This window comes from Microbacterium sp. NPDC058389 (genome assembly GCF_042722305.1).
GTDB lineage: Bacteria > Actinomycetota > Actinomycetes > Actinomycetales > Microbacteriaceae > Microbacterium.
In genome coordinates this window covers 12,211-35,198 of the sequence record NZ_JBHXJQ010000022.1, presented here as the reverse complement: position 1 = coordinate 35,198, position 22,988 = coordinate 12,211, and the positions used below count along the sequence as shown (strand labels likewise).

Annotated in this window: 21 protein-coding genes; 16 read left to right on the top strand and 5 right to left on the bottom strand. The window is 72.2% G+C overall.

What is annotated here, in order from left to right; all coding sequences use genetic code 11:
* The first annotated feature begins 25 nt into the window (after positions 1-25).
* On the top strand, positions 26-1,261 hold the full coding sequence (locus ACFWJ8_RS19820) for an ROK family protein (RefSeq protein WP_378814787.1): 1,236 nt from the start codon (positions 26-28) through the stop codon (positions 1,259-1,261).
* An 85-nt stretch (positions 1,262-1,346) separates the two neighbouring features.
* Here the strand turns inward: ACFWJ8_RS19820 and ACFWJ8_RS19815 are convergent, their stop codons facing one another.
* Both ACFWJ8_RS19815 and ACFWJ8_RS19810 read right to left on the bottom strand, forming a co-directional pair.
* Positions 1,347-2,396, bottom strand: a complete 1,050-nt coding sequence (locus ACFWJ8_RS19815; RefSeq protein WP_378814785.1) for an ABC transporter permease — start codon at positions 2,394-2,396, stop codon at positions 1,347-1,349.
* Positions 2,393-3,913 carry a sugar ABC transporter ATP-binding protein gene (locus ACFWJ8_RS19810; protein ID WP_378814783.1) on the bottom strand — a complete coding sequence of 507 codons (1,521 nt, stop codon included), beginning with the start codon at positions 3,911-3,913 and terminating at the stop codon, positions 2,393-2,395. The genes ACFWJ8_RS19815 and ACFWJ8_RS19810 overlap by 4 nt, the downstream gene beginning before the upstream one ends.
* 199 nt (positions 3,914-4,112) lie before the next feature.
* On the opposite strand from ACFWJ8_RS19810, the gene ACFWJ8_RS19805 reads away from it, so the two are divergent.
* The 14 genes from ACFWJ8_RS19805 to ACFWJ8_RS19740 all read left to right on the top strand — a co-directional run bounded on the left by ACFWJ8_RS19805 (position 4,113) and on the right by ACFWJ8_RS19740 (position 17,830).
* Positions 4,113-5,162 (top strand): substrate-binding domain-containing protein, encoded by a 1,050-nt coding sequence (locus ACFWJ8_RS19805; protein WP_378814781.1) that lies wholly within the window; start codon positions 4,113-4,115, stop codon positions 5,160-5,162.
* 114 nt (positions 5,163-5,276) lie between these two features.
* Positions 5,277-6,434 (top strand): Gfo/Idh/MocA family protein, encoded by a 1,158-nt coding sequence (locus ACFWJ8_RS19800; protein WP_378814814.1) that lies wholly within the window; start codon positions 5,277-5,279, stop codon positions 6,432-6,434.
* A 48-nt stretch (positions 6,435-6,482) separates the two neighbouring features.
* Complete coding sequence (locus ACFWJ8_RS19795; protein ID WP_378814779.1) at positions 6,483-7,484, top strand: sugar phosphate isomerase/epimerase family protein; 1,002 nt, start codon at positions 6,483-6,485, stop codon at positions 7,482-7,484.
* Between the two features lie 69 nt (positions 7,485-7,553).
* Positions 7,554-8,777 carry an ROK family protein gene (locus tag ACFWJ8_RS19790; protein WP_378814777.1) on the top strand — a complete coding sequence of 408 codons (1,224 nt, stop codon included), beginning with the start codon at positions 7,554-7,556 and terminating at the stop codon, positions 8,775-8,777.
* A gap of 48 nt (positions 8,778-8,825) precedes the next feature.
* Positions 8,826-9,581, top strand: coding sequence for an enoyl-CoA hydratase/isomerase family protein (locus ACFWJ8_RS19785; protein ID WP_378814775.1), 756 nt, complete (start codon positions 8,826-8,828; stop codon positions 9,579-9,581).
* Positions 9,578-10,438 carry a 3-hydroxyacyl-CoA dehydrogenase family protein gene (locus tag ACFWJ8_RS19780; protein WP_378814773.1) on the top strand — a complete coding sequence of 287 codons (861 nt, stop codon included), beginning with the start codon at positions 9,578-9,580 and terminating at the stop codon, positions 10,436-10,438. Before ACFWJ8_RS19785 ends, ACFWJ8_RS19780 begins: the two co-directional genes overlap by 4 nt.
* Positions 10,428-12,560, top strand: coding sequence for a phenylacetic acid degradation bifunctional protein PaaZ (gene paaZ / locus ACFWJ8_RS19775; protein ID WP_378814771.1), 2,133 nt, complete (start codon positions 10,428-10,430; stop codon positions 12,558-12,560). The genes ACFWJ8_RS19780 and paaZ overlap by 11 nt, the downstream gene beginning before the upstream one ends.
* A complete protein-coding gene (gene paaI, locus ACFWJ8_RS19770; RefSeq protein ID WP_378814769.1) occupies positions 12,557-12,973 on the top strand; it encodes a hydroxyphenylacetyl-CoA thioesterase PaaI in 417 nt (138 codons plus the stop codon). Before paaZ ends, paaI begins: the two co-directional genes overlap by 4 nt.
* Positions 12,974-13,055: 82 nt before the next feature.
* Positions 13,056-14,021 (top strand): 1,2-phenylacetyl-CoA epoxidase subunit PaaA, encoded by a 966-nt coding sequence (gene paaA / locus ACFWJ8_RS19765; RefSeq protein ID WP_378814767.1) that lies wholly within the window; start codon positions 13,056-13,058, stop codon positions 14,019-14,021.
* Positions 14,021-14,344, top strand: coding sequence for a 1,2-phenylacetyl-CoA epoxidase subunit PaaB (gene paaB, locus ACFWJ8_RS19760; RefSeq protein WP_378814812.1), 324 nt, complete (start codon positions 14,021-14,023; stop codon positions 14,342-14,344). Before paaA ends, paaB begins: the two co-directional genes overlap by 1 nt.
* A gap of 56 nt (positions 14,345-14,400) precedes the next feature.
* Positions 14,401-15,282, top strand: a complete 882-nt coding sequence (paaC, locus tag ACFWJ8_RS19755) for a 1,2-phenylacetyl-CoA epoxidase subunit PaaC (RefSeq protein ID WP_378814765.1) — start codon at positions 14,401-14,403, stop codon at positions 15,280-15,282.
* A gap of 44 nt (positions 15,283-15,326) precedes the next feature.
* Entirely contained in the window at positions 15,327-15,866 is a 540-nt protein-coding gene (gene paaD / locus ACFWJ8_RS19750; RefSeq protein WP_378814763.1) for a 1,2-phenylacetyl-CoA epoxidase subunit PaaD, read from the top strand.
* Complete coding sequence (gene paaE / locus ACFWJ8_RS19745; RefSeq protein WP_378814761.1) at positions 15,866-17,059, top strand: 1,2-phenylacetyl-CoA epoxidase subunit PaaE; 1,194 nt, start codon at positions 15,866-15,868, stop codon at positions 17,057-17,059. Before paaD ends, paaE begins: the two co-directional genes overlap by 1 nt.
* 9 nt (positions 17,060-17,068) lie before the next feature.
* Entirely contained in the window at positions 17,069-17,830 is a 762-nt protein-coding gene (locus ACFWJ8_RS19740; RefSeq protein WP_378814759.1) for an enoyl-CoA hydratase/isomerase family protein, read from the top strand.
* A 595-nt stretch (positions 17,831-18,425) separates the two neighbouring features.
* On the opposite strand, the gene ACFWJ8_RS19735 is transcribed toward ACFWJ8_RS19740, so the two are convergent.
* Complete coding sequence (locus tag ACFWJ8_RS19735; protein ID WP_378814757.1) at positions 18,426-19,241, bottom strand: LLM class flavin-dependent oxidoreductase; 816 nt, start codon at positions 19,239-19,241, stop codon at positions 18,426-18,428.
* An 88-nt stretch (positions 19,242-19,329) separates the two neighbouring features.
* Positions 19,330-20,049: a TetR/AcrR family transcriptional regulator gene (locus ACFWJ8_RS19730; RefSeq protein WP_378814756.1), complete on the bottom strand. Its 720-nt coding sequence runs from the start codon at positions 20,047-20,049 to the stop codon at positions 19,330-19,332.
* 85 nt (positions 20,050-20,134) lie between these two features.
* On the opposite strand from ACFWJ8_RS19730, the gene ACFWJ8_RS19725 reads away from it, so the two are divergent.
* The gene (locus ACFWJ8_RS19725) at positions 20,135-21,337 is read left to right on the top strand and encodes an FAD-dependent monooxygenase (RefSeq protein ID WP_378814754.1); all 1,203 of its coding nucleotides are present in this window, start codon (positions 20,135-20,137) and stop codon (positions 21,335-21,337) included.
* Here ACFWJ8_RS19725 and ACFWJ8_RS19720 read toward each other — a convergent pair.
* Complete coding sequence (locus ACFWJ8_RS19720; protein ID WP_378814752.1) at positions 21,334-22,986, bottom strand: thiamine pyrophosphate-binding protein; 1,653 nt, start codon at positions 22,984-22,986, stop codon at positions 21,334-21,336. The genes ACFWJ8_RS19725 and ACFWJ8_RS19720 overlap by 4 nt on opposite strands.
* Between the last annotated feature and the right edge of the window lie 2 nt (positions 22,987-22,988).

The following is a 22,988-nucleotide window of genomic DNA, read 5'->3' as shown; positions in this document are numbered from 1 at the left end:
TAATTTGCTTCCCGCGGAGGTGGCCTTGTACGACGGGCATGACCAGCCGGCACCGACCGCGCCCAAGCGGGGGAGCAACCTCGACGACCTGCGTCGCGGCAACCTGTCGACGGTCCTCGAGCTGATCCACTCCAGTCGGTCCCTGTCGCGCGCCGACATCACGCGGGCGACGGGGCTGAACCGCTCGACCGTGGCCACCATCGTCACCGAGCTCGAGACGCTGGGGCTCGTCACGGTCTCGGAACCCGCCGACACCAAGCGCATCGGCCGCCCGAGCTCGGTCATCACGCCCTCGGACCGCTTCCTCGCGATCGCCGTCAACCCCGAGCTCGACGCCCTGACGATCGGCCTCGTGGGCATGGGCGGCCGGGTGCTGCGCATCGTCCGCTACGAGAACGAGCGCGAGCCCACACCCACCGAGATGGTGAAGGTCGCCGCGGCCGTCCTCGGCGGCATGCTGCCCTCGCTCGAGCCCGAGCACCGCATCGTCGGCGTCGGCCTCGCCGTCCCGGGCCTGGTCAACGCCGCGGACGGCGTCGTCAAGCTGGCGCCGCACCTCGCGTGGACCGACGTGCCGCTGGCCGGCATGCTCGCCGAGGCCGTCGATCAGCCGGTGTCCGCCGGCAACGACGCCAGCTGCGGTGTGATCGCCGAGGCCGCGTTCGGCGCGGGCATCGGCGAGCGCGAGATCGTGTACCTCAACGGCGGCGCGAGCGGCATCGGCGGCGGCATCGTGGTGGGAGGCGAGCACCTCGGCGGCGCCGACGGCTACGGCGGCGAGCTCGGCCACACCCTGGTCGAGTCGAACGGCCGCGCGTGCCACTGCGGTGCGGTGGGATGCCTCGAGACCGAGGTCGACCGCAGCCGTCTGATGGCCGTGGCCGGGGCCGCCGATCCCGCCCGCCTCGACGAGCTGCTCGAGGCCGCCTACGAGACCTCGGCCGAGGCCCGCGACGAGGTCCACCGTCAGGTGGACTACCTGGCGGTGGCGCTGCGGAACATCGTCAACGCCCTCAACCCGCGTCTCGTGATCCTCGGCGGCTTCCTCGCGACTCTCCAGCGCGTCGGCGGGGAGCGCCTCGAACAGCGCGTCCGCGCGACGGCGCTTCCCGGGTCGGGGACCGACGTGCGGATCGTGGCGTCGAGCCTCGGCCGCGACAACCTGCTCATCGGCGCCGCGGAGCTCGCGTTCGCGTCGATCCTCGCCGACCCGGCGGCGTTCGCGCGCTCCCGGGCGGTCGTGGCCGCCGTCGGCTCCTGACGTCCTGCGACGCGCGGCGCACGCCCGCCTCGCACGCAGAACGCCGCCCCGGAGGACGGCGTTCGGCAGGGGGTGGCAGCGGGCGTCAGTCTCCTCGGCCCGTCGGCTTCGCGAACCGCTGCTGCAGCAGCACCGCCACGACGATGATGACGCCCTTCGCGACCGCCTGCACCGACGACGACAGGTTGTTCTGCACGAACACGTTGTTGAGGGTCTGGAAGATGAGGACGCCGAACACCGTTCCGGTGATCGTGCCGCGTCCGCCGGCGAGCAGCGTGCCGCCGACGACCACCGCCGCGATCGCGTCGAGCTCCCACAGGGTGCCGTGGGTCGACGTGCCAGCCGTCGTCCGGCCGAGGATCATGACCGCGGCGATGCCGGCCGTGAGCCCCGAGATCGCGTAGATCCACATGATGTGACGCTTGACGTCGATGCCCGCGAGCCGCGCCGCTTCGCGGTTGCCGCCGATCGCCACGGTGCGACGGCCGAAGGTCGTGCGGTTCAGCAGCAGCCAGCCGCCCACCGCGACGAGCGCGAAGATCCAGATCAGCATGTCGACGCCGATGATGTCGGCGTTCATGAAGTTGATGAAGCCGCGGTCTTCGAGCACGAGCGTGCGGCGGTTGGCGATGATCTCGGCGAGCCCCCGGGCGGCGACGAGCATCGCCAGGGTCGCCATGAAGGCGACGACCTTGCCGTAGGCGATCACGATGCCGTTGATCAGGCCGGCGCCCACGCCCACCGCGATCGCGACGATGACGAGGAAGATCCAGTGCGTCTGGTCGACGAAGTCCTGCACCGCGGCGAGCGTCGCGACCACCGACGCGAGGCCGACGACCGCACCGACCGAGAGGTCGATGCCGCCCGAGATGATGACGAGGGTCATGCCGATCGATACGACGCCGATGATCGACGCCTGCCGGAGGATCGTCAGCACGTTGTTGATGCTCGTGAACGTGTCGCCGGCGGTGATCGCCCCCACGAGGACGATGAGCAGCAGGGCGATGACGAGCCCGAGGTTGCGGCCGACCGGCCCCGACAGGACACGTCGGATGCCGGACTTCTTCGCTGCGGGCGGGCTCGGGGGTGCGGCATCCGCCGACGCGGTCTCGACTCGGGTGGTCTGCTCGCTCACGCGGCTGTTCCTTTCATGACGAGGTCGAGCACGCCGTGCTCGTCGATCTCGGAGGCGGGGAGGGTGTTCAGGACGCGTCCGTCGGCGACGACCACGACGGTGTCGGCGAGGCCGAGCACCTCCGGGATCTCGCTGGAGACGATGACGACCGCGTTGCCCGCCGCGGCCAGCCGGCGGATGAGGACGTAGATGTCTGCCCGGGCGCCGACGTCCACGCCACGGGTGGGTTCGTCCAGCAGCAGCACGCGGGTGCCGTGGACCAGCCAGCGCGCCAGCAGGATCTTCTGCTGGTTGCCGCCCGAGAGCGTCAGCGCGGCGCGGTCGGGGTCGGGCGGGCGGAGCCCGAGCGCCTCGATCTGCTCGCGGGCGACCGCGCGCTCGCGGCGCTCGTCGAGGAAGCCGGCCTTGGCGAAGCGGGCGAACGACGACAGTGTGACGTTCTTGAAGATCGGCTCGTCGAGCACGAGGCCCTGGCTCTTGCGCTCCTCGGGCGACAGGCCGACGCCGGCGGCGACCGCCCTGACGACCGACCCGCGCCGCAGCGTCGTGCCGGCCACCGCCACGCTGCCGTTCTGCGGCCGACGGGCGCCGTAGATCGCCTCGAGGATCTCGGAGCGTCCCGAGCCGACGAGGCCCGCCAGGCCGAGGATCTCGCCGGCGCGCACCGAGAACGAGACGTCGTCGAAGACGCCGGTGAGGCTGAGGTTCTCCACCTGCAGCACGACGGGGGAGTCGGCGGGGATCGGCGTCGCAGGCGGGAACACGTTCTCGACCGCACGGCCGGTCATGAGCGTGATGAGCTCGCTGGTCGGGGTGTCGGCGACGCTCAGTCCGGTGGCCATGCTGCGACCGTCCTTGAGCACCGAGATGCGGTCGCCGATCTGCCGGATCTCTTCGAGCCGATGGGTGATGTACACGACCGCGATCCCGGCGCCCGTGAGCTCGTGGACGACGTGGAACAGGTTCTTGACCTCTTCGGTGTCGAGCACCGCCGAGGGCTCGTCCATGATGATGAGCTTGATGTCGTGCGACAGCGCGCGCGCCATGGAGACGATCTGCTTGTTCGCCGCCGAGAGCTGTCCCACCTCGGCGTGCGGCGACAGGTTGGCGTGCCCGAGCCGCTTCAGCAGGGCCCGGGTCTGCGTCGCTGCCTCGCTGCGCCGTGAGAAGCCGGCGCGCGACAGTTCGTGCCCGAGGAAGATGTTCTCGGCGATCGTCAGACCGTCGACGACGTCGAGCTCCTGGTACATCGTGGCGATGCCGAGGTCGATGGCGGCCTCGGGATCGGCGATCTCGACGACCTCCCCGTTCCACACGATCTCGCCGTCGTCGGGACGGTGCACGCCCGCGAGCGTCTTGATGAGCGTCGACTTGCCCGCGCCGTTCTGGCCGAGGATGCAGTGCACCTCGCCGGCGCGGACTTCGAGGTCGACACCGCGGAGCGCCTGCACGCCGGCGAAGGCCTTCGTCACGCCCCGGACCGTGAGGAGGGGTGGATCATGGTCGACTTTGATCATGGCGGCAACATATCAGAACCGGATGCCGTCACGCACCGTCCATCCGCGCCATTTATGACGGCGGGCGGGAAACGCCGAGGAGAAACGATCACTGGACAGCGGTCGAGTTCGTGGATATGTTGCGACTAACGCCATTTGCGGCGAGCCCAACCGAACGGGACGCGGCGGCGCTTTGCACCTACCTCAAGGGAGAGACAGCATGGCAAGACAGCACACACTCGGCCGGCGCCTCGCGTTCGGCGCGAGCGCATCGCTCCTGGCGATCGGACTGCTCGCGGGATGCACCGGCACCGGCGCGGACGAGGGCGACGTCGTCGACCAGGGCACGAGCAGCGAGGAGAACGCGTCGTCGGGCGACACTGTCGTCATCGGCTTCTCGGGCCCCGCCGCCGACCACGGCTGGCTCGGCGCGATCAACTCGGGGGCGCAGGCCGCCGCCGACAGCTTCGACGACGTCGACTTCCGCGTCGCCGAGGGCACCAACGACGCCAGCGCACAGATCGCCGCCGTCGAGACGTTCATCAACGACGGCGTCGACGCGATCGTCCTGCTCCCGTCGGACGGCGCGGCGCTCACCGAGGTCGCGATCAAGGCCATGAACGCCGGCATCCCGGTCATCAACGTCGACCGCGAGTTCTCGAGCCCGTTCGCCGCCCGCACGACCGTGCTCGGCGACAACTACGGCATGGGCGTGAGCGCCGGCACCTACATCTGCGAGCAGCTGGACGGCAAGAGCGACGCCGTGGTGGCCGAGATCGCAGGCATCGACTCGCTGCCGCTCACGCAGGACCGCTCGCAGGGCTTCAAGGACGCGCTCGAGGACTGCGGCCTCGAGGTCGGCCCGCGCGTCGCCGCCGACTTCACCGTCCAGGGCGGCGAGTCGGCGACCTCGCAGCTGCTCGCGGCCAACCCGCACATCGACGCCATCTGGAACCACGACGACGACCAGGGCATCGGCGTGCTCGCCGCCATCGACGCGGCCGGCCGCGACGAGTTCTTCATGGTCGGCGGCGCCGGCTCGAAGAACGCGATGGAGCTCATCCAGGACGACAGCTCCGTGCTGAAGGCCACCATCATCTACCCGTCCACGCAGGCCGCCGACGGCATCGCGCTGGCGCGACTCATCGCGCAGGGCAAGACGATGAGCGACCTGATCACGCCCAGCGTCCCGAACCGCATCGTGCTCGACGCGCCCGTCGTGACGAAGGACAACGTCGACCAGTACATCGATCTCGCCTTCGCGTCCTGATCGACCCGTGGGGGCGCCCGGACTGTTCCGGGCGCCCCCGCCCCTCGACCCGGACCCGTCCGCGCCGACCCGTCACACGAGAGACTTCACATGACCGAGAACCTCCGCGTCGCCATGATCGGCTACGGCTTCATGGGCGCCGCCCACTCGCAGGGGTGGCGCGTCGCGCCCCGATTCTTCGACCTCCCGCTCGACCCCGCGATGCAGGTCGTCGTCGGGAGGGACGCGACGGCGGTCGCCGCGGCCGCCGGCAAGTGGGGCTGGGCCGAGTCGGCGACGGACTGGCGCGAGGTCGTCGCCCGCGACGACATCGACATCGTCGACATCGTGACCCCGGGCGACACGCACGCCGAGATCGCGATCGCCGCGCTCGAGGCCGGCAAGCACGTACTGTGCGAGAAGCCTCTCGCCAACACCGTCGCGGAAGCCGAGCGGATGGCGGATGCCGCCTCCCGGGCGGCCGCTCGAGGCGTCCGCTCGATGGTGGGCTTCACCTACCGGCGGGTGCCGGCCACCGCCTTCGCGCGCCAGCTCGTCGCGGCCGGCCGGCTGGGCGAGATCCGCCAGGTGCGCGCCGCGTACCGGCAGGACTGGCTGATCGACGCAGAGGCTCCCCTCACGTGGCGCCTGCAGAAGGAGCGCGCCGGGTCCGGCGCCCTCGGCGACATCGGCGCGCACGCCGTCGACCTCGCGGAGTACGTCACGGGGCTGCGCCTGGACAGCATCTCGGGCACCGTCGACACGGTCGTCGCCGAGCGCCCGCTCATGGGCGAAGGTGTCGGCCTGTCGGGCACCGCCACCGCCGAGCGCGGACCGGTCACCGTCGATGACGTCGCCGTGTTCTCCGGCCGCTTCGCCGCGCCCGGCGGCGGATTCGCGCCGTTCGGCTCGTTCGAGGCGACGCGATTCGCCACCGGCCGCAAGAACGCCCTCACGATCGAGGTGTCGGGCTCGCTCGGCGCCCTCGCCTTCGACCTCGAGCGCCTCAACGAGCTCGACTTCTACGACGCGACGCTGCCCGCCGACGAGCAGGGCTTCCGGACGATCCTCGTCACCGAGCACCAGCATCCCTATCTCGCCCCGTGGTGGCCGGCCGGCCACATGCTCGGCTACGAGCACGGGTTCTCGCACCAGGTGGTCGACCTCGTGACGGCCATCGCCGGCGGCACGGAGCCCGAGCCGTCGTTCGCCGACGGCCTGCATGTGCAGCGCGTGCTCGACGCGGTCGGGCGCAGCTCCGCCGACCGCGGACTGTGGACCGCCGTCGGCTGACGCCGGCGCCACCGATACCCCGAACGACACCAACGGAAGGACACCGCGATGACGCGACCGATCACCCTGTTCACCGGCCAGTGGGCCGACCTGCCGCTCGAAGAGGTCGCGCGCCTCGCCGCCGAGTGGGGCTACGACGGGCTGGAGCTCGCGTGCTGGGGGGACCATCTCGACCCCTGGCGGTGGGACGACGACGCGTACGTGCAGAGCCGGCTCGACATCCTCGAGCGCCACGGCCTGGGCGTGTGGGCGATCTCGAACCACCTGAAGGGCCAGGCGGTGTGCGACGACCCCATCGACGAGCGTCACCACGACATCGTGTCCGACCGCGTGTGGGGCGACGGCGACCCGGAGGGCGTGCGTCAGCGCGCGGCCGAGGAGATGAAGAACACCGCCCGGCTGGCGGCGAAGCTCGGTGTGAAGACCGTCATCGGCTTCACCGGATCGAGCATCTGGAAGTACGTGGCGATGTTCCCGCCGGTGTCGCAGCAGGCCGTCGACGCGGGGTACCAGGACTTCGCGGACCGCTGGAATCCGATCCTCGACGTGTTCGACGAAGTGGGGGTGCGGTTCGCGCACGAGGTGCACCCGAGCGAGATCGCCTACGACTACTGGACGACCGTCCGCACGCTGGAGGCGATCGGCCACCGTGAGGCGTTCGGGCTCAACTGGGATCCGTCGCACTTCATGTGGCAGCAGCTGGATCCCGTCGACTTCATCCTCGAGTTCAGCGACCGGATCTATCACGTCGACTGCAAGGACGTGAAGCTCAACCTGGGCAACGGCCGCAACGGGCGGCTCGGGTCGCACCTCGCGTGGGCGGACCTCCGGCGCGGGTGGGACTTCGTCTCGACCGGGCGCGGCGACGTGCCGTGGGAGGCGGCGTTCCGCGCGCTGAACAGCATCGGGTATGAAGGGCCCATCTCGGTCGAATGGGAGGACGCGGGCATGGACCGGCTCCTCGGCGCCCCGGAGGCGCTGGAGTTCGTCCGCCGGAACGCGTTCGCGGCCCCGCAGGCGGCCTTCGACGCGGCGTTCAGCAGCCGCTGAGCGTGAGGCCGGCAGTCGCGCCGACGAGGCGCGCTCCTGCAGCCCGCGGCGATCACGGAGGGGCGGCCCATGGTGTATTCGACCGATGACGTCCCGGTGGCTCCCGGAGCCACGCTCGATGACCTGCGCCGCCAGAACCTGACGCAGGTCCTGCGCCTGATCCACCACGAAGGGCCGCTGTCGCGCGCCGACATCACACGTGCGACCGGGCTCAACCGGTCGACCGTGGGCGGCCTCGTCGGGGAGCTCCGCGACAACGGCCTGCTCGACGAGTTCGACGCCGCGCGCACGCGCAAGGTCGGGCGCCCCAGCGCCCAGCTCGGCGCGTCGGACTCGAGCGTCGTGATCGCGGTCAACCCCGAGGTCGATGCGATCGACGTGGGCGTGGTGGCGATGGGCGGGCGGATCCTCCGGCGCATCCGCTATCGCAACCACCACGTGCCGACGGTGGAGGAGTTCGTCAACATCGTGGCGGTGATCGTCGAGGGTCTGACCGGGCCTGACGACGCGCGGCGGCTGCTCGGCGTGGCCGTCGCGGTGCCGGGGCTGGTGCGCGAGTCCGACGGCACGGTGCTGCTCGCGCCCCACCTCGGGTGGCGTGACGAGCCGGTGGGCGCGCTCGTCGAGCAGGCGACCGGGTTCCCGGTCGCGGCGGCGAACGACGCCAACTGCGGCGTCGTCGCCGAGAGCATCTTCGGGGCGGCGCGCCGGTCGGGCGTCGTCGTGTACCTCAACGGCGGCGCGAGCGGCATCGGCAGCGGGATCACGATCGACGGGCACCTGCTGGGCGGGCACAGCGGTCACGCCGGCGAGTTCGGGCACACGCTCGTGAACTCCCAGGGTGAGCGCTGCCACTGCGGAGCGATCGGATGCCTCGAGACCGAGGTGCGGCGCGGGCGCCTCGTCGACGTACTGGGCGCCGACGACGAGCGCGGTGCGCTGGGCGATGTCCTGGCGGCGGCGTGGCGATCGGGCTCGGGCCCGGTCCGCGACGAGATCGCCCGGCAGCTGGCGTACATCGGCACGGCGCTGCGCACGATCGTCAACTCGCTCAACCCGCAGACGATCGTGCTCGGCGGCTTCCTCGCCGCGCTGCTGGATGCCGTCGGCCCCGACGCGATGAAGGAGGCGGCGGGCGCCACCCTGCCGGGCGGGCTCAGCGATCTCGAGATCGTGTCGACGTCGCTCGGCGAGGACATCCTGCTGATCGGTGCGGCCGAGATGCTGATCCAGCCCCTCATCGAGGACCCGATGCGGCTGCGGAGTCTTAATACCGAACGATCGGTCAGGTAATATGACGGCATCGCACCCCGGCACGCCCGTGCCGTGTGGATCGAGAGGATGCCGATGCCGATCCGGAATGAGCTGCCGCTCGTCGTCGAGCGCCGCGCCGACCGGGTCGTGGCGACCCTGTCGCGACCCGAGGTGCGCAACGCGATCGACCAGCGCACGATCGACGCGCTGCACGACGTGTGCACCGAGCTGGAGCGCGACCCCCGCACGCTGATCCTCATCGGCGCGGGCGGGGTGTTCGCGTCCGGCGCCGACATCGCGCAGCTGCGCGAGCGGCGCGCCCCCGATGCGCGTCGCGGCATCAACACGCGGGCGTTCCAGCGCGTCCGCAACCTGCCGATGCCGGTGATCGCGGCGATCGACGGGCACGCGCTCGGCGGGGGAGCGGAGCTCGCGTACGCCGCCGACATCCGCATCGGCACCCCGCGCCTGCAGATCGGCAACCCCGAGACGGGCCTCGGCATCATCGCCGCCGCGGGCGCCACCTGGCGGCTGTGCGAGATCGTCGGCGAGGGGCGCGCCGCCGAGATGCTGCTGACGGGCCGGATCCTGGATGCCGCCACCGCCGTCGACTGGGGGCTCGTGTCGTCGCTGTTCGAGCCCGGCGACCTGCTCGCGGCCGCCCACGCGCTCGCCGACCGCATCGCCCGCAACGACCCGCTCGCGACCCGGCACACCAAGACCGCGCTGCTCGCGCCGCCCGCCGCGCACCCCGAGATCGACCTCGAGCTGCAGGCCGAGCTGTTCGAGAGCCCCGAGAAGCAGCGCCGCATGACGGCGTTCCTCGAGAGGCGGAGCCGATGAGTGTTCCCGAGCGCGTCGGAGTGATCGGCGGAGGGCGCATGGGAGCGGGGATCGCGCATGCCTTCGTGCTCGCGGGCGCCCACGTGGTGGTCGTGGAGCGCGACGCGGACGCGGCGGGGGCGGCATCCACTCGTCTTTCCGACAGCCTGCGGCGCAGCGTCGAACGCGGCGCGACCGACCGCACGGCCGACGAGCTCGCGCGCGCGGTCGCGACGGCGACCGACGTCGCTGCGCTCGCCGGCTGCGGGCTCGTCATCGAGGCGGTGCCGGAGGATCGTGCCCTCAAGGTCGACGCGCTCTCGCGGGCGGAGGCGGTGGTGGCGCCGGACGCGGCGCTCGCGACCAACACGTCGTCGCTCTCGATCGACGAGCTCGCGGCGCAGCTCGCGCGGCCGGAGCGGTTCGTCGGCCTGCACTTCTTCAACCCGGTGCCGGCGTCGCAGCTCGTCGAGGTCGTCACGGGCTCGGCGACCGGACCTCGCCTCGTCGAGGACGCCCGTGCGTGGGTCGAGGCGCTCGGCAAGACGGCGATCGTCGTGCGCGACAGCCCCGGCTTCGCGTCCAGCCGCCTCGGAGTCGCGCTCGGACTGGAGGCGATCCGCATGCTCGAAGAGGGCGTCGCGAGCGCGGCCGACATCGACGCGGCGATGGAGCTGGGGTACCGGCATCCCGTCGGCCCGCTCCGCACCACCGACATCGTGGGGCTCGACGTGCGACTGGGCATCGCGGAAGAGCTGCACCGGGAACTGGGCGACCGGTTCGCGCCTCCGGACCTGCTGCGGCGCCTCGTCGCCGACGGACATCTCGGCCGCAAGAGCGGCCGCGGCTTCTACGAATGGAGCGAACATGGCGATTGAGTCGACGGGGACCGACATCCTCCCCAGCTACCTGCGCGACCGGTGGTGGACTCCGGATGCCGGGGCCGCCGGCATCCCGGTGCTCGACGCCTCGACCGGCGAGGTCGTGACCCGCGTCAGCACCGACGGCATCGACCTCGCCGGTGCGCTGGAGTACGCGCGCACCGTCGGGCAGGCGAGCCTCGGCGCGCTCACGTTCCACCAGCGGGCACTGCTGCTCAAGGAGTTCGCGATCGCGCTGACCGCCCGCAAGGAGGAGCTGCACGAGCTGTCCAAGCGCGCCGGCGCGACGGTGCGCGATTCGCTCAACGACGTCGACGGCGGCATCGGCGTGCTCTTCACCTACGCGTCGAAGGGCCGTCGCGAGCTGCCCAACGCGCAGGTGTACCTCGACGGCCCGGTCGAGTCGCTGGCGAAGGACGGCTCGTTCCTCGGCCGCCACGTGTACACGCGGCTGCCCGGCGTCGCGGTGCAGATCAACGCCTTCAACTTCCCGATGTGGGGCGCCCTGGAGAAGTTCGCGCCGGCGTTCCTCGCGGGCGTGCCCAGCGTCGTCAAGCCCGCGACGCCGACGGCCTACATCGCCGAGGCGTGGGTGCGCATCCTCGTCGAGACCGGACGCCTGCCCGCCGGCTCGCTGCAGCTGGTGAGCGGAGCCGTGCCCGGCCTGTTCGACCACCTCGGCCTGGGTGACCTCGTCGGTTTCACCGGCAGCGCGTCGACCGCGTCCCGGCTCCGGCAGCAGGCGGCGCCCGGCGTGCGGTTCACGAGCGAGACCGACTCCATCAACGCGTCCGTGCTCGGCCCCGACGCCGTGCCGGGCACGCCCGAGTTCGACGCCTACCTCACGCAGCTCCTGATCGAGCTGACGACGAAGGCCGGTCAGAAGTGCACGGCCATCCGGCGCGCGATCGTGCCCGAAGCCGTCGTCCAGCCGCTCGTCGAGGCGCTGCGCGACAAGATCGCCCAGCGTGTCGTGGTCGGCGACCCGCACGCCGAAGGGGTCACGATGGGCCCGCTCGTCTCACTCGCTCAGCGCGACGAGGTGCTGCGCGCCGTCGCCGCGCTGGAGGCCGCCGGCGGCCGTGTCGTGCTCGGCACGACTGCGGCGCCCGACGTGGTGCGCGCCGACGGCTCGACCGGTCCCGCCCCCGAGGGCGCGTTCGTGGCGCCCCTCGTGATCGGCTTCGAAGGCGACGCGGCCGCGCTGCCCGACGCCGTCCACGACATCGAGGCGTTCGGTCCCGTCGCGAGCGTCCTCGCCTACCGCACCGTCGACGAGGCCGCCGACCTCGTGGGCCGCGGCGGTGGGTCGCTCGTCACGAGCGTCGCCACCGCCGACCCGGCTGTCGCCGCCACGCTGCTCGCGCGCACCGCGGCGTTCAACGGGCGCCTCCTGTTCCTCGACCGCGACGACGCCCGCACGTCGACGGGGCACGGCGCGCCGGTGCCGCACCTCGTCCACGGTGGACCCGGTCGCGCCGGCGGCGGCGAGGAGCTCGGCGGCATCCGCGCCGTGCTGCACCACATGCAGCGCACGGCCGTGCAGGGCTCGCCCGCGATGCTCACGGCGCTGACCGGCGTATGGCATCAGGGGGCGGCATCCCGCTCCGACCGGCACCCGTTCCGCAAGTCGCTCGCCGAACTGCGGATCGGCGACCAGTTCGCGTCGCCGCTGCGCGCGGTCACGCTCGACGACATCGAGACGTTCGCGCACTTCACCGGGGACCTGTTCTACGCGCACATGGACGAGCAGGCGGCGGCCGCCAACCCGTTCTTCCCGGGCCGCGTCGCGCACGGCTACCTGCTCGTGTCGTGGGCGGCCGGGCTGTTCGTCGACCCGGCGCCCGGTCCCGTGCTCGCCAACTACGGCCTCGAGGACCTCCGCTTCGTCACCCCGGTGTCACCGGGCGACGAGGTGCGCGTCGTGCTCACCGCGAAGCAGATCACGCCGCGCGAGACCGACGAGTACGGCGAGGTGCGCTGGGACGCGGTGCTCCTCAACCAGCGCGACGAGATCGTCGCGACGTACGACGTGCTCACCCTCGTCGCGAAGACCTGGGACGAGGGCCCAGCCGGCGGCGCGGCATCCCGCACCGCAGAAGCGGCGGTGACGCCGTGACCGATCCGGCCGAGCACTTCGCGGGGCAGCGCGACATGCTCCGGCGCGACCGGGCGTCGGCCGCGATGGGCATGTCCGTCGAGCGCGACGAACCGGGAGAGGCGGTCGTGTCCATGCGGGTGCGGGACGACATGACGAACGGGTTCGCGATCACCCACGGTGGGATCGTGTTCGCGCTCGCCGACACCGCGTTCGCCATGGCGTGCAATGAAGACGCCTCCGTGACGGTCGCCGCGGGGGCCGACATCTCCTTTCTCAAGGCCACCTACGCCGGCCAGACGCTGACCGCGCACGCGCGCCGCCGTGCCGTGACGGGCCGCACCGGCCTCTACGACGTGACGGTGACGGACGAGACGGGCGACGTCGTGGCGGAGTTCCGCGGCCGCTCGCTCACCACGCGGCGGACGGCGTAGACTTTACTGAACGAACGGTCTGTAATCCTTCGGCAGGCGCTGGAGCCGAAGGCGCGGACACAGGAATCGAACGGAGTCGACGATGACGACCGAGATGCTGATCGACGAGGCGGACGCCCAGGCGGCGTTCGACGCGATCATCGAGGCCGACTCGCGCATCGAGCCGCGGGACTGGATGCCGGCGGCCTATCGCAAGACGCTGATCCGGCAGATCTCGCAGCACGCGCACTCCGAGATCATCGGGATGCAGCCCGAGGGCAACTGGATCACGCGCGCGCCGAGCCTCAAGCGCAAGGCGATCCTGATGGCGAAGGTGCAGGACGAGGCGGGGCACGGACTGTACCTCTACTCGGCCGCGCAGACCCTCGGCATCACGCGCGACGAGATGACCGAGCAGCTCATCGAGGGCCGCGCCCGGTACTCGTCGATCTTCAACTACCCGACGCCGACGTGGGCCGACATGGGCGCGATCGGCTGGCTCGTCGACGGGGCCGCGATCTGCAACCAGGTGCCGCTGTGCCGCGCATCGTACGGGCCCTACGGCCGGGCGATGGTGCGCATCTGCAAGGAGGAGTCGTTCCACCAGCGGCAGGGGTTCGAGATCCTGCTGACCCTCATGCAGGGCTCGCCCGCGCAGCGCGAGATGGCGCAGGACGCCGTGGACCGCTGGTACTGGCCGAGCCTCATGATGTTCGGGCCGCCCGACGACGAGTCGCCCAACTCGGCGCAGTCGATGGCATGGAAGATCAAGCGCTTCTCGAACGACGACCTGCGCCAGCGGTTCATCGGGATGCTGGTGCCTCAGGCCGAGGTGCTGGGCGTGACGCTCCCCGACCCCGAGCTGCGATGGGATGCCGACGCCCGGCGCTGGCACACCAGCGAGATCGACTGGACCGAGTTCCACGAGGTGCTCTCCGGCCGCGGGCCGATGAACGCCGAGCGCATCCGCAACCGTCGCAACGCCCACGAGGACGGCGCGTGGGTGCGGGAGGCCGCCGCCGAGTACGCGCGCAAGCAGCAGGTCGCACGACACGAGGAGGCGGCGTGATGACGACCCCGGGCGGTTCGACAGGCTCACCCGCCGAGCACCGCGAGACCTGGCCGCTGTGGGAGGTGTTCGTGCGGGCGGGGCGCGGGCTCAGCCATGTGCACGCCGGGTCGCTGCATGCGCCCGACGCCGAGTTCGCGCTGCGCAACGCGCGCGACCTGTACACGCGCCGCGGCGAGGGCACGTCGATCTGGGTCGTGCCCGCCGATGCCATCACCACGAGCGATCCCGATTCCAAGGGCGCCTTCTTCGAGAGCCCCGCGGGCAAGAACTATCGGCACGCGTCGTACTACACGGCGTCGGAGGGGGTGCCGCACCTGTGACGACCGCATCCGAACTCCCCGGTTCGGGGCGCGAGACGTCCGTCGGGGCGCGAGTCGTGCGCCCCGACGGAGCGCACGCGCCCCAAACCGCTCGAGACGATCAGCGAGACCCCGGCGGACCGCAGGACCCGCACGGCGAGGTCACGGTCGACGAGGTCGCGCTCTCGGCCGAGCTCGCCGGCGGCGAGGGGCGTGCCGAATCGGCGGACGTCGCCGAATACGCGCTGTGGCTCGGCGACGACGCGCTGATCCTGTCTCAGCAGCTCGGCGCGTGGATCGCGCGCGCCCCCGAGCTCGAAGAGGACGTCGCCCTCGGCAACATCGCCCTCGACCTGCTCGGGCACGCCCGGTCGTTCCTGCGATACGCGGGGACGTACGACGGCCGCAGCGAGGACGACCTCGCGTACTGGCGGGACGAGCCCGAGTTCCGCTGCGCGTGGCTGTTCCAGCAGCCGAACGGGGACTTCGCGCAGACGATCGCGCGTCAGCTGGCGGCATCCACGTATCTGTTCGAGCTGTACACCGCGCTGCAGGGGTCGTCCGACGAGACGCTGGCCGCGATCGCCGCCAAGGCCGTCAAGGAGGTCGAGTACCACCGCGATCACGCTGTGCAGTGGACGCTGCGGCTCGCCGGGGGCACCGACGAGTCCCGCCGGCGCATCGTGCGCGCCGTGGGGGACGTGTGGCCCTACGTGGGGGAGCTGTTCCTCGATGATCCGCTCACCGACCGCCTCGACGGCGTCGCCGCGCGGCCGTCGTCGCTGCAGCCGGGGTTCGACGCCGTGATCGCGGCGGTGTTCGCCCAGGCCGCGCTGGAGCTCCCCGGCGGGCCGATGTCGTCCGCCGGAGGGCGTCACGGCTCCCATTTCCCGACGCTCGGGTACCTGCTCGCCGAGATGCAGGTGCTCGCGCGGCAGCATCCGGGGGTGACGTGGTGATGCTTCGACAGGCTCAGCAACCGCTGGGTGGAGTTCAGCAGCCGATGGACGGCGGTCGGCACGCGGTGGGCGGCGGTCGGCACGCGGTGGACGGCGGTCGGCACGTGGTGGGCGAGCGCGCGTGGGAGGTCGCGGCATCCGTCCTCGATCCTGAGGTCCCCGTCCTCACGATCGAGGACCTCGGGGTGCTGCGCGCCGTCGACGTCGACGGCGACCGCGTGTCCGTGACGATCACGCCGACCTACTCGGGGTGCCCCGCCATGGACACCATCCGCGACGACCTCGTGCTGGCGCTCACGGCCGACGGGTTCGCGCACGTCGACGTGCGGCTCGTGCTCGCTCCCGCGTGGACCACGGACTGGATGACGGATGCCGGCAAGCACAAGCTGCGCGAGTACGGCATCGCGCCGCCGACCGGGCGCCGCGCAGTGGCAGGGCCGATCCCGGTGCGACTGGCCGTGCGGTGCCCGCACTGCGGCTCGCTCGACACGAGGGAGATCGCCCGGTTCGGGTCGACGTCGTGCAAGGCGCTGTACGAGTGCCGCGCGTGCCTCGAGCCCTTCGACCACTTCAAGGTGCACTGATGGTGGCCGACGAGCTCGCGCAGGCCGAGCGCGAGCGCATCGCCGAAGCCCTGCTGACCGCGGCCGTGGGCGGTCCGCACGGCAGCCGGCGTCGCGGCAGGTTCCACACCCTCCGGGTCGCGGCCGTGCGGCCGCTGACCGACGACGCCATCGAGGTCACGTTCACCGTCCCCGAGGAGGTGCGCGACCAGTTCGACTACCTCGCCGGACAGCACGTCGCGCTGCGCGCGATGCTCGACGGCCGCGAGGTGCGGCGCTCGTACTCGCTGTGCCGTGCCGTGGATGCGGGCGGCGGCGACGGCCCCCGCACGATCAGCATCGCGATCAAGCGCGACACCGGCGGGCGCTTCTCCACGTGGGCGCAGACCGGGCTGAAGGTCGGCGACGAGCTCGACGTCATGAATCCGCAGGGCTCGTTCACGTCGACGCTCGCCGACCTCGACGGTGCCCACGTCGCCGGCATCGCCGCGGGGTCGGGCATCACGCCGCTCATGGCGCTCGCCGCGACCGTGCTCGCCCGCTCGGCCACGTCGCGCTTCACGCTCGTGTACACGAACCGCTCGAGTCTCGACGTGATGTTCCTCGACGACCTCTCCGACCTCAAGGACCGCTACCCGACGCGACTGGCCCTGCACCATGTGCTCTCACGCGAGCAGCGCACGGCGCCGCTGCTGTCGGGGCGCCTCGACGAGCCGCGACTGCGCCGCATCCTCGACGACCTCGTGCTGCCCGACACCGTGGACGAATGGTTCCTGTGCGGTCCGTTCCCGCTGGTGCAGCTGTGCCGTGACACCCTCGACGATCTCGGCGTGGACGCCGCGCATGTGCGGTACGAGCTGTTCACGCCGGCCGACGGTCCTCGCGACGAACCCGGCGCCGGGGTGCCGGTCGTGATCGGCGAGGACGAGCCCGTCACCCGCATCGAGTTCACCCTCGATGGGCAGTCGCAGTCGGTCGACAGCCCTGTCGCCGCGCACGAATCGATTCTGACCGCGGCGTTGCACGTGCGTCCCGACGTGCCGTTCGCGTGCGCGGGCGGTGTGTGCGGCACGTGCCGCGCGCGCCTGCTGCAAGGGTCGGTCACGATGACCGAGAACTATGCGCTCGAGCCCGACGAGCTCGAGCGCGGCTACGTGCTCACGTGCCAGTCGCACCCCACGACCGATGCCGTCGTGGTCGACTACGACGTCTAGGAGGTCACCATGATCGAGCTCGCGACCGACGGCGCCGTCGGCGAGGTCACGCTGAATGCGCCTGACAGGCTCAACGCGCTGTCGCTGGAGGCACTGCGGCAGCTGGACGACGCGTACGCGCGGGCCGCGGCATCCGGGGTTCGCGCACTGGTGCTGCGCGGTGAGGGGCGTGCCTTCTGCGCCGGGCGCGACATCGCCGGAGTCGACCCCGGGACCGACGACGTGCCGGAGTACCTGGATGCCGTCGAGCAGGTCATGCGACGGATCGCCGGGTTCCCGGTACCGACGTTCGCGGCCGTGCAGGGCGCGTGCCTCGGCGTTGGCCTCGGTCTCGCGATCGCGTCGGACGTCGTGTACGTCGCTGAGAACGCCAAGGTCGGCTCGCCGTTCGCGAACCTCGGTGCGATGCCTGACTCGGGCGCGCACGCGCTGTTCGTGGAGAGGCTCGGCGCGCACCGGGCGCTCGACCTCATCTTCACCGGTGAGCTCCTGTCGGGCGCCGACGCAGTCGCCGCAGGTCTGTTCAGCCGGGCGGTGCCCGCCGACGGGCTGCTGGCGTTCGCCCGCGAGCGCGCCGCCGTCACCGCCGAGGGGCCGACGGCCGCATTCGCCGCGTCGAAGCGGCTCGTCGCCCGCCTGCGCGACGAGCGGCTGTGGGATGCCGTCGCGGAGGAGTCCCGCGGCCAGGAGGCGCTGCGCGCCACCGCCGACTACCGCGAAGGGTTCGCCGCCTTCCAGGACAGGCGCAAGCCCGTCTTCCGAGGCGACTGACCCGCGCCGCGCGGCGGCCCGGGTGGCGCTTCGTCTCGCTCGTTCCTCGCTCGCTCAGCGTCCGGGGCCGGTCGCTGAGCGAGCGCCAGCGAGACGAAGCGTGGTGCGGCGGCACCTGTGCTGCGCGGCGGCCCGGGTGGCGTTCGTCTGGCTCGTTCCTCGCTCGCTCAGCGTCCGGGGCGGTCGCTCGACGGGGGCTGTGGGGGAACCCGTGCCGCGCGGCGGCCCGGGTTGCGCTTCGTCTGGCTCGTTCCTCGCTCGCTCAGCGTCCGGGGCCGGTCGCTCGAGGGGGGCTGTGGGAGAACCCGTGCCGTGGCGGCCCGGGTGGCGCTTCGTCTGGCTCGTTCCTCGCTCGCTCAGCGTCCGGGGCCGGTCGCTCGACGGGGGCTGTGCCGGGGCGGCCCGGGTGGCGCTTCGTCTCGCTCGTTCCTCGCTCGCTCAGCGTCCGGGGGCGGTCGCTCGACGGGGCTGTGGCAGGGACCGTGCCGCGCGAGGGCCGAGTTGTGGTTCGCCGCGCCTGCTTCAGCATCCGGGGGTCGGTCGCTGAGCGAGCGCCAGCGAGACGAAGCGAGGCGCGGTGACCCGGACCTGCCGATCAGCGGCCGGTGAGCTCGGCCACCAGCGGCGCGAGGGGCGCCGAGAGCTCGTCAGGCACCGTGAAGAACGACACGCCCGTCTCGTCGCGGAGCGTGCGCAGCGCGTCGGCGTCGCGCGCGACGTCGCCCGACAGCGCGGCGACGGCGCGCGCCTCGCGCAAGGACTCGGGCGTGAGGCCCGCGCTGCGGCGCAGCCACTCGGGCACCGCGTCGCCGACGCCGGCGATCTGCAGCGACAGTTCGACCGGCGGCCGGTCGGGGCCGGTGGCCGCGCGCACCCGGTCGGCGACCTCGGCGACCGCCGCGATGTCGGCGTGCGGCGGGACGGGCAGAGCGACCGTCTGAGCGTGGCGTCCGGCCAGGCGCATCATGCGGTCGCCACCCGCGGCGAGCGTCAGCGGCAGGCTGTCGCCGAGAGCGGCGCGCACGGCCCCGATCGTCGCCTCGACCTGATCGACGCGCTCCCGGCCCGAGCCCCACGGCACACCGAGGGCGACGGCATCCGCCTCACCCTGCGGTCGTCCCGCACCCAGGCCGAGTTCGAACCGCCCGCCCGAGAGCTCGACCAGTGTGCGGGTGTCGCGGACGGTGCTCGCGGGGCTGCGCAGCGGTGCCGCGAGCACCCACGTTCCCAGGCGCAGGGTCGCGGTCGCGGTCGCGGCGACCGACAGGGCGAGGAAGGGGGAGGGGGTGTAGAGCGTGTCGGGCACGAGCAGTGCCGAGAATCCGTCGTTCTCGATGCGCCGTGCCGTCTCGCCCCACGCCCGGGCATCGCCATGGGCGCCGGTCACGACGCCGAATCGGAAGGAGGTCATGCCCCCATGCTCGTCGGCGTCCGGCTCCGGCACATCCGCCGGCGGGAGGCATCCGCTCTCCTCCCTCGGGAGCAGCGCGGCTCCGCGGTCAGGCCTGCTGCCGTGTCGCGGCGAGGGCGTCGACGCCCGCGATGATGCGCTCGACGCCGAAGCGCAGCGCATCGCCTCGCGCACCCTCCGCGTCCGCGAAGGCCGCCACGGTGAACGGATAGTCCGCGGCGCGGTCGGCGAGGATCCGCGCCATCGCCGCCGCGAGCTCCTGCTCGGGCGCTTCGCTCGCCGACTCCTGCCGGACGATCGACATCGCATGGCCTGCCAGCAGCGCCAGCACGTCGAGCTTCTCGCTGCCGTGGAGCTTCAGATGCGCCATCGCGGCCAGCCCCGCCTCGTACCAGGCCAGTTCACAGGGGCCAGGGCGGTGCGGCCGCTGCGCCAGCTCGACCGACCACGGGTGGGCGAGGGCGCGGCGGTGCACGCCCTCTGCCCACGCTGCCAGCGCCCGATGCCAGTCGTCGTCGGCCTGCGGCACGGGTGGGCCGAACGCCCGGTCGAGCATCACGGCGTCGAGCTCGGCGCGACCCGGCACGTACCGGTAGAGCGCCATCTTGGTGCTGCCGAGGTCGTCTGCGATGCGCTGCATGGTCACGGTGCCCAGGCCTTCGGTGTCGGCGATGCGCATCCCGGCATCGGCGAGCTGGGCGACGGTGAACTTCGGCTTGGGTCCTCGACGGATCGCGGCCGGCCGCGGCCACAGCGGGTCGTCGAGCTCGGCAGACGTCGTCGTCGCCTCCGTCCGGTCGGGAGTCATGCGAACCTCCAGAAGTAATTGCGTCCAGTGTAATCAGTTATGTATTGTGTCCACGAGAAGCAATTACGGAAGAGTGGAGCTCATCATGACGACGCGCAAGGTGCTGATCTCGGGAGCGAGCATCGCCGGTCCTGCACTGGCGGGCTTGCTCGCTCGCACGGGCTACGACGTCACGGTCGTCGAGAAGGCGTCCCAGCTGCGCGCCGGCGGTCAGGCGGTCGACTTCAAAGGCCGCACGCATCGCGACATCCTCACCCGGATGGGGGTGTGGGACGACGTGTGCGCCCAGCAGACCCCCAAGACCGACTGGCGCATGGTCGACGATGCCGACCGCGTCATGGCTGTCATCCCCGGGGAGTTCATCGGCGGCGACGTCGAGATCCTGCGGGGCGATCTCGCCGGCATCCTCCACCGCCGCAGCGCCGATGACGTCGACTACGTGTTCGGTGACGAGATCGCCGCACTGACCGACGGGCCCGACGGCGTCGACGTGTCGTTCGCGCACCGCGCCGACGAGCGCTTCGACCTGGTCGTGGGCGCCGACGGCGTGCACTCCGCCGTGCGGCGGCTCGCGTTCGGACCCGAGCTCGACCACGTCGAGCGGCTCGGCTACTTCTACGCCGTCGCGAGCGGTTCCGTGCCGCTCGACGGTCTCGAGACGCGCCTGCCGAGCGGGCGCGCCGTCGCCTACGGCTACAACGTGCCCGGCAGGCTGGCGCTCGCCGGCGGCCAGAAGGCGCCGAACCTGTTCGTCTTCCGCGGCGGCGGCGGCGACGCGTACGACCGTCGCGACATCGACTCTCAGCGAGGATTCCTGCAGGACGCGTTCGCCGGTGTGGGCTGGCGTGTCCCCGAGATGCTCGCGGCGGCGGGCGCGGCATCCGACTTCTATCTCGACGAGATCACCCGCACGCGCATGACGACGTACACGAGAGGGCGGGTCGCCCTCGTCGGGGATGCCGGCTATGCCAACACCCTCGGCGGCTTCGGCACCGGGCTCGCGATGATGGGCGCGTACGTGCTCGCCGGCGAGCTGGCGCGGGCGCACGGCGACCACGGCGCGGCGTTCGCGGCGTACGACGCGCGCATGCGCAAGCCGACGAAGGTCGCGCGCACCGGAAGCGCCGGACCCTTCCTCGCTCCGCCGACGCAGCGCCGCATCCGGCTGCGTGACCGGACCTTCGCGAACCCGGTGATGCGGCGCGCGATGATGTGGATCACCGACGTGTTCGCCACCGACACGTCGCTGCCCGATTACGGCCCGGGCGTCGCGGCGCGCGTGCGCTAGGAGTTCACGCGGATGATCTCGCGCTGGTACGGCGCGATGACCGCGCCCGAGATGCGGCAGTCGAGCACGAGGAAGGGACGGGATGCCTCGTCCTCGGCCGCCCAGGTCGCCAGGCGCTCCAGGTCGTCGAGGGTGCGCACGACGACGCCCTCGGCGCCGACGCCCGTTGCGAGGGCCGCGAAGTCGACCTGCGGGATCAGCATGGGCTGCTCGGCAAGGCCCTTGAGCCCGTACAGGTGCACCTCGGCGCCGTAGGCGGCGTCGTTCCAGACGACGGCGACGCCCCGGCCGGCGGCGACCCGCACCGCCGTCTCGAGGTCGGCGAGGGCCATGAGGCCGCCGCCGTCGCCCGTGGTCAGCACCACCGTGGACGCGGGCTTGGCGAGCGCGGCGCCCGGCACGGAGGGCCAGCCGAGGCCGATCGACTGGAACGCCGTGCCGACCATCATCATCCGGTCGGGCGAGGCGACGGGCCAGTACATGTTGGCCCAGCCGATGAAGTGGCCGCCGTCCGAGACCACGACGCGGTCGGCCGGCAGCAGCTGGCCGATGCGGCGGGCGACCGCACGCGGGTCGAGCCGTCCGTCGTCCGCGACGGCGTCGCCCGGCTCGTACGCGCGCAACGCGTTCACGTCGATCGATTCGCGCCACCCGCTGGGCTCCGCACCCCGGGCGCGCAGGGCCGCGGCGACGGCGCGGGCGGCGACGCCGGCATCCGCGCGCACGAATCCGCCGACGTACGGGTGGGTCGCCGCCGGTGCGACATCGATCTGGAACACCCGCGTTCCCGGCGCGAACAGATCGCCGAAGCGCATCGTGAACTGATTCAGGGATGCCCCGAACACGACGGCCACGTCGGCCTCGCGCACGAGCTCCATGGCTCCCTCGGCACCGAAGCCGCCGGTGACGCCGAGGTCGAACTCGGCGCGGGGGAACACGCCCCGCCCGAGCGCCGTGGACGCGGTCACCGCGCCCACGATGTCGGCGACCTCGCCGAGCGCGTCTGCTGCCCCCGAGATCCAGGCGCCGCGGCCGGCGAGGAGGAACGGACGCTCGGCGGTCGCCAGAGCGTCGACGAGCCCATCGAGCGCACCGGCGGCGAACGGGCCGGTGGGAGCGAGAGGTTCGGGCAGCCGCGGCTCGGGTGCCTCGGGCACAGGGCCCGCGTCACGCGCCGCGACGTCGTAGGGGATCGCGAGCACGGTGGGGACCCGGTACGTGAGGGCGTGCTCGATCGCGATGACGGTCGTGGCGGCGGCATCCGCCCGCCCCACGGTGTAGGTGCGGGCGCCGACCGCCGAGGCGAGCGCGATCTGGTCCACGTCCCACGGGCGCGGGCCCGACGTGGGCTCGTCGCCGACGACGAGCACGAGCGGCACGTGCGCCTGCACGGCCTCGGCGAGGGCGGTCAGCGTGTTGGTGAAGCCTGCGCCGTACGTGGCGGTCGCGGCCGCCAGCCGGCCCGAGGCGCGGAAGAAGGCGTCGGCGGCGACGACGCCGCCGGCTTCGTGACGCACGGCGGTGAACTGCACGTCGGTCGAGCGCTCGAGCGCGTCGAGGACGTAGGCGTTGCCGTTGCCCATCACCCCGAACACGTGGTCGATGTGGCGGGCGAGGGTGAGTGCGACGTGCGCGGACACGGTGGGCATGA

Coding starts and splice junctions, on each gene's coding strand:
- ACFWJ8_RS19740 (WP_378814759.1), top strand. CDS start 17,069: ATGATCGAGCTCGCGACCGACGGCGCCGTCGGCGAGGTCACGCTGAAT.
- ACFWJ8_RS19725 (WP_378814754.1), top strand. CDS start 20,135: ATGACGACGCGCAAGGTGCTGATCTCGGGAGCGAGCATCGCCGGTCCT.
- ACFWJ8_RS19810 (WP_378814783.1), bottom strand. CDS start 3,913: ATGATCAAAGTCGACCATGATCCACCCCTCCTCACGGTCCGGGGCGTG.
- ACFWJ8_RS19795 (WP_378814779.1), top strand. CDS start 6,483: ATGACGCGACCGATCACCCTGTTCACCGGCCAGTGGGCCGACCTGCCG.
- ACFWJ8_RS19800 (WP_378814814.1), top strand. CDS start 5,277: ATGATCGGCTACGGCTTCATGGGCGCCGCCCACTCGCAGGGGTGGCGC.
- ACFWJ8_RS19730 (WP_378814756.1), bottom strand. CDS start 20,049: ATGACTCCCGACCGGACGGAGGCGACGACGACGTCTGCCGAGCTCGAC.
- ACFWJ8_RS19785 (WP_378814775.1), top strand. CDS start 8,826: ATGCCGATGCCGATCCGGAATGAGCTGCCGCTCGTCGTCGAGCGCCGC.
- ACFWJ8_RS19735 (WP_378814757.1), bottom strand. CDS start 19,241: ATGACCTCCTTCCGATTCGGCGTCGTGACCGGCGCCCATGGCGATGCC.
- paaZ (WP_378814771.1), top strand. CDS start 10,428: ATGGCGATTGAGTCGACGGGGACCGACATCCTCCCCAGCTACCTGCGC.
- ACFWJ8_RS19720 (WP_378814752.1), bottom strand. CDS start 22,986: ATGCCCACCGTGTCCGCGCACGTCGCACTCACCCTCGCCCGCCACATC.
- ACFWJ8_RS19780 (WP_378814773.1), top strand. CDS start 9,578: ATGAGTGTTCCCGAGCGCGTCGGAGTGATCGGCGGAGGGCGCATGGGA.
- ACFWJ8_RS19790 (WP_378814777.1), top strand. CDS start 7,554: ATGGTGTATTCGACCGATGACGTCCCGGTGGCTCCCGGAGCCACGCTC.
- paaD (WP_378814763.1), top strand. CDS start 15,327: ATGGACGGCGGTCGGCACGCGGTGGGCGGCGGTCGGCACGCGGTGGAC.
- ACFWJ8_RS19805 (WP_378814781.1), top strand. CDS start 4,113: ATGGCAAGACAGCACACACTCGGCCGGCGCCTCGCGTTCGGCGCGAGC.
- paaB (WP_378814812.1), top strand. CDS start 14,021: ATGACGACCCCGGGCGGTTCGACAGGCTCACCCGCCGAGCACCGCGAG.
- paaE (WP_378814761.1), top strand. CDS start 15,866: ATGGTGGCCGACGAGCTCGCGCAGGCCGAGCGCGAGCGCATCGCCGAA.
- paaA (WP_378814767.1), top strand. CDS start 13,056: ATGACGACCGAGATGCTGATCGACGAGGCGGACGCCCAGGCGGCGTTC.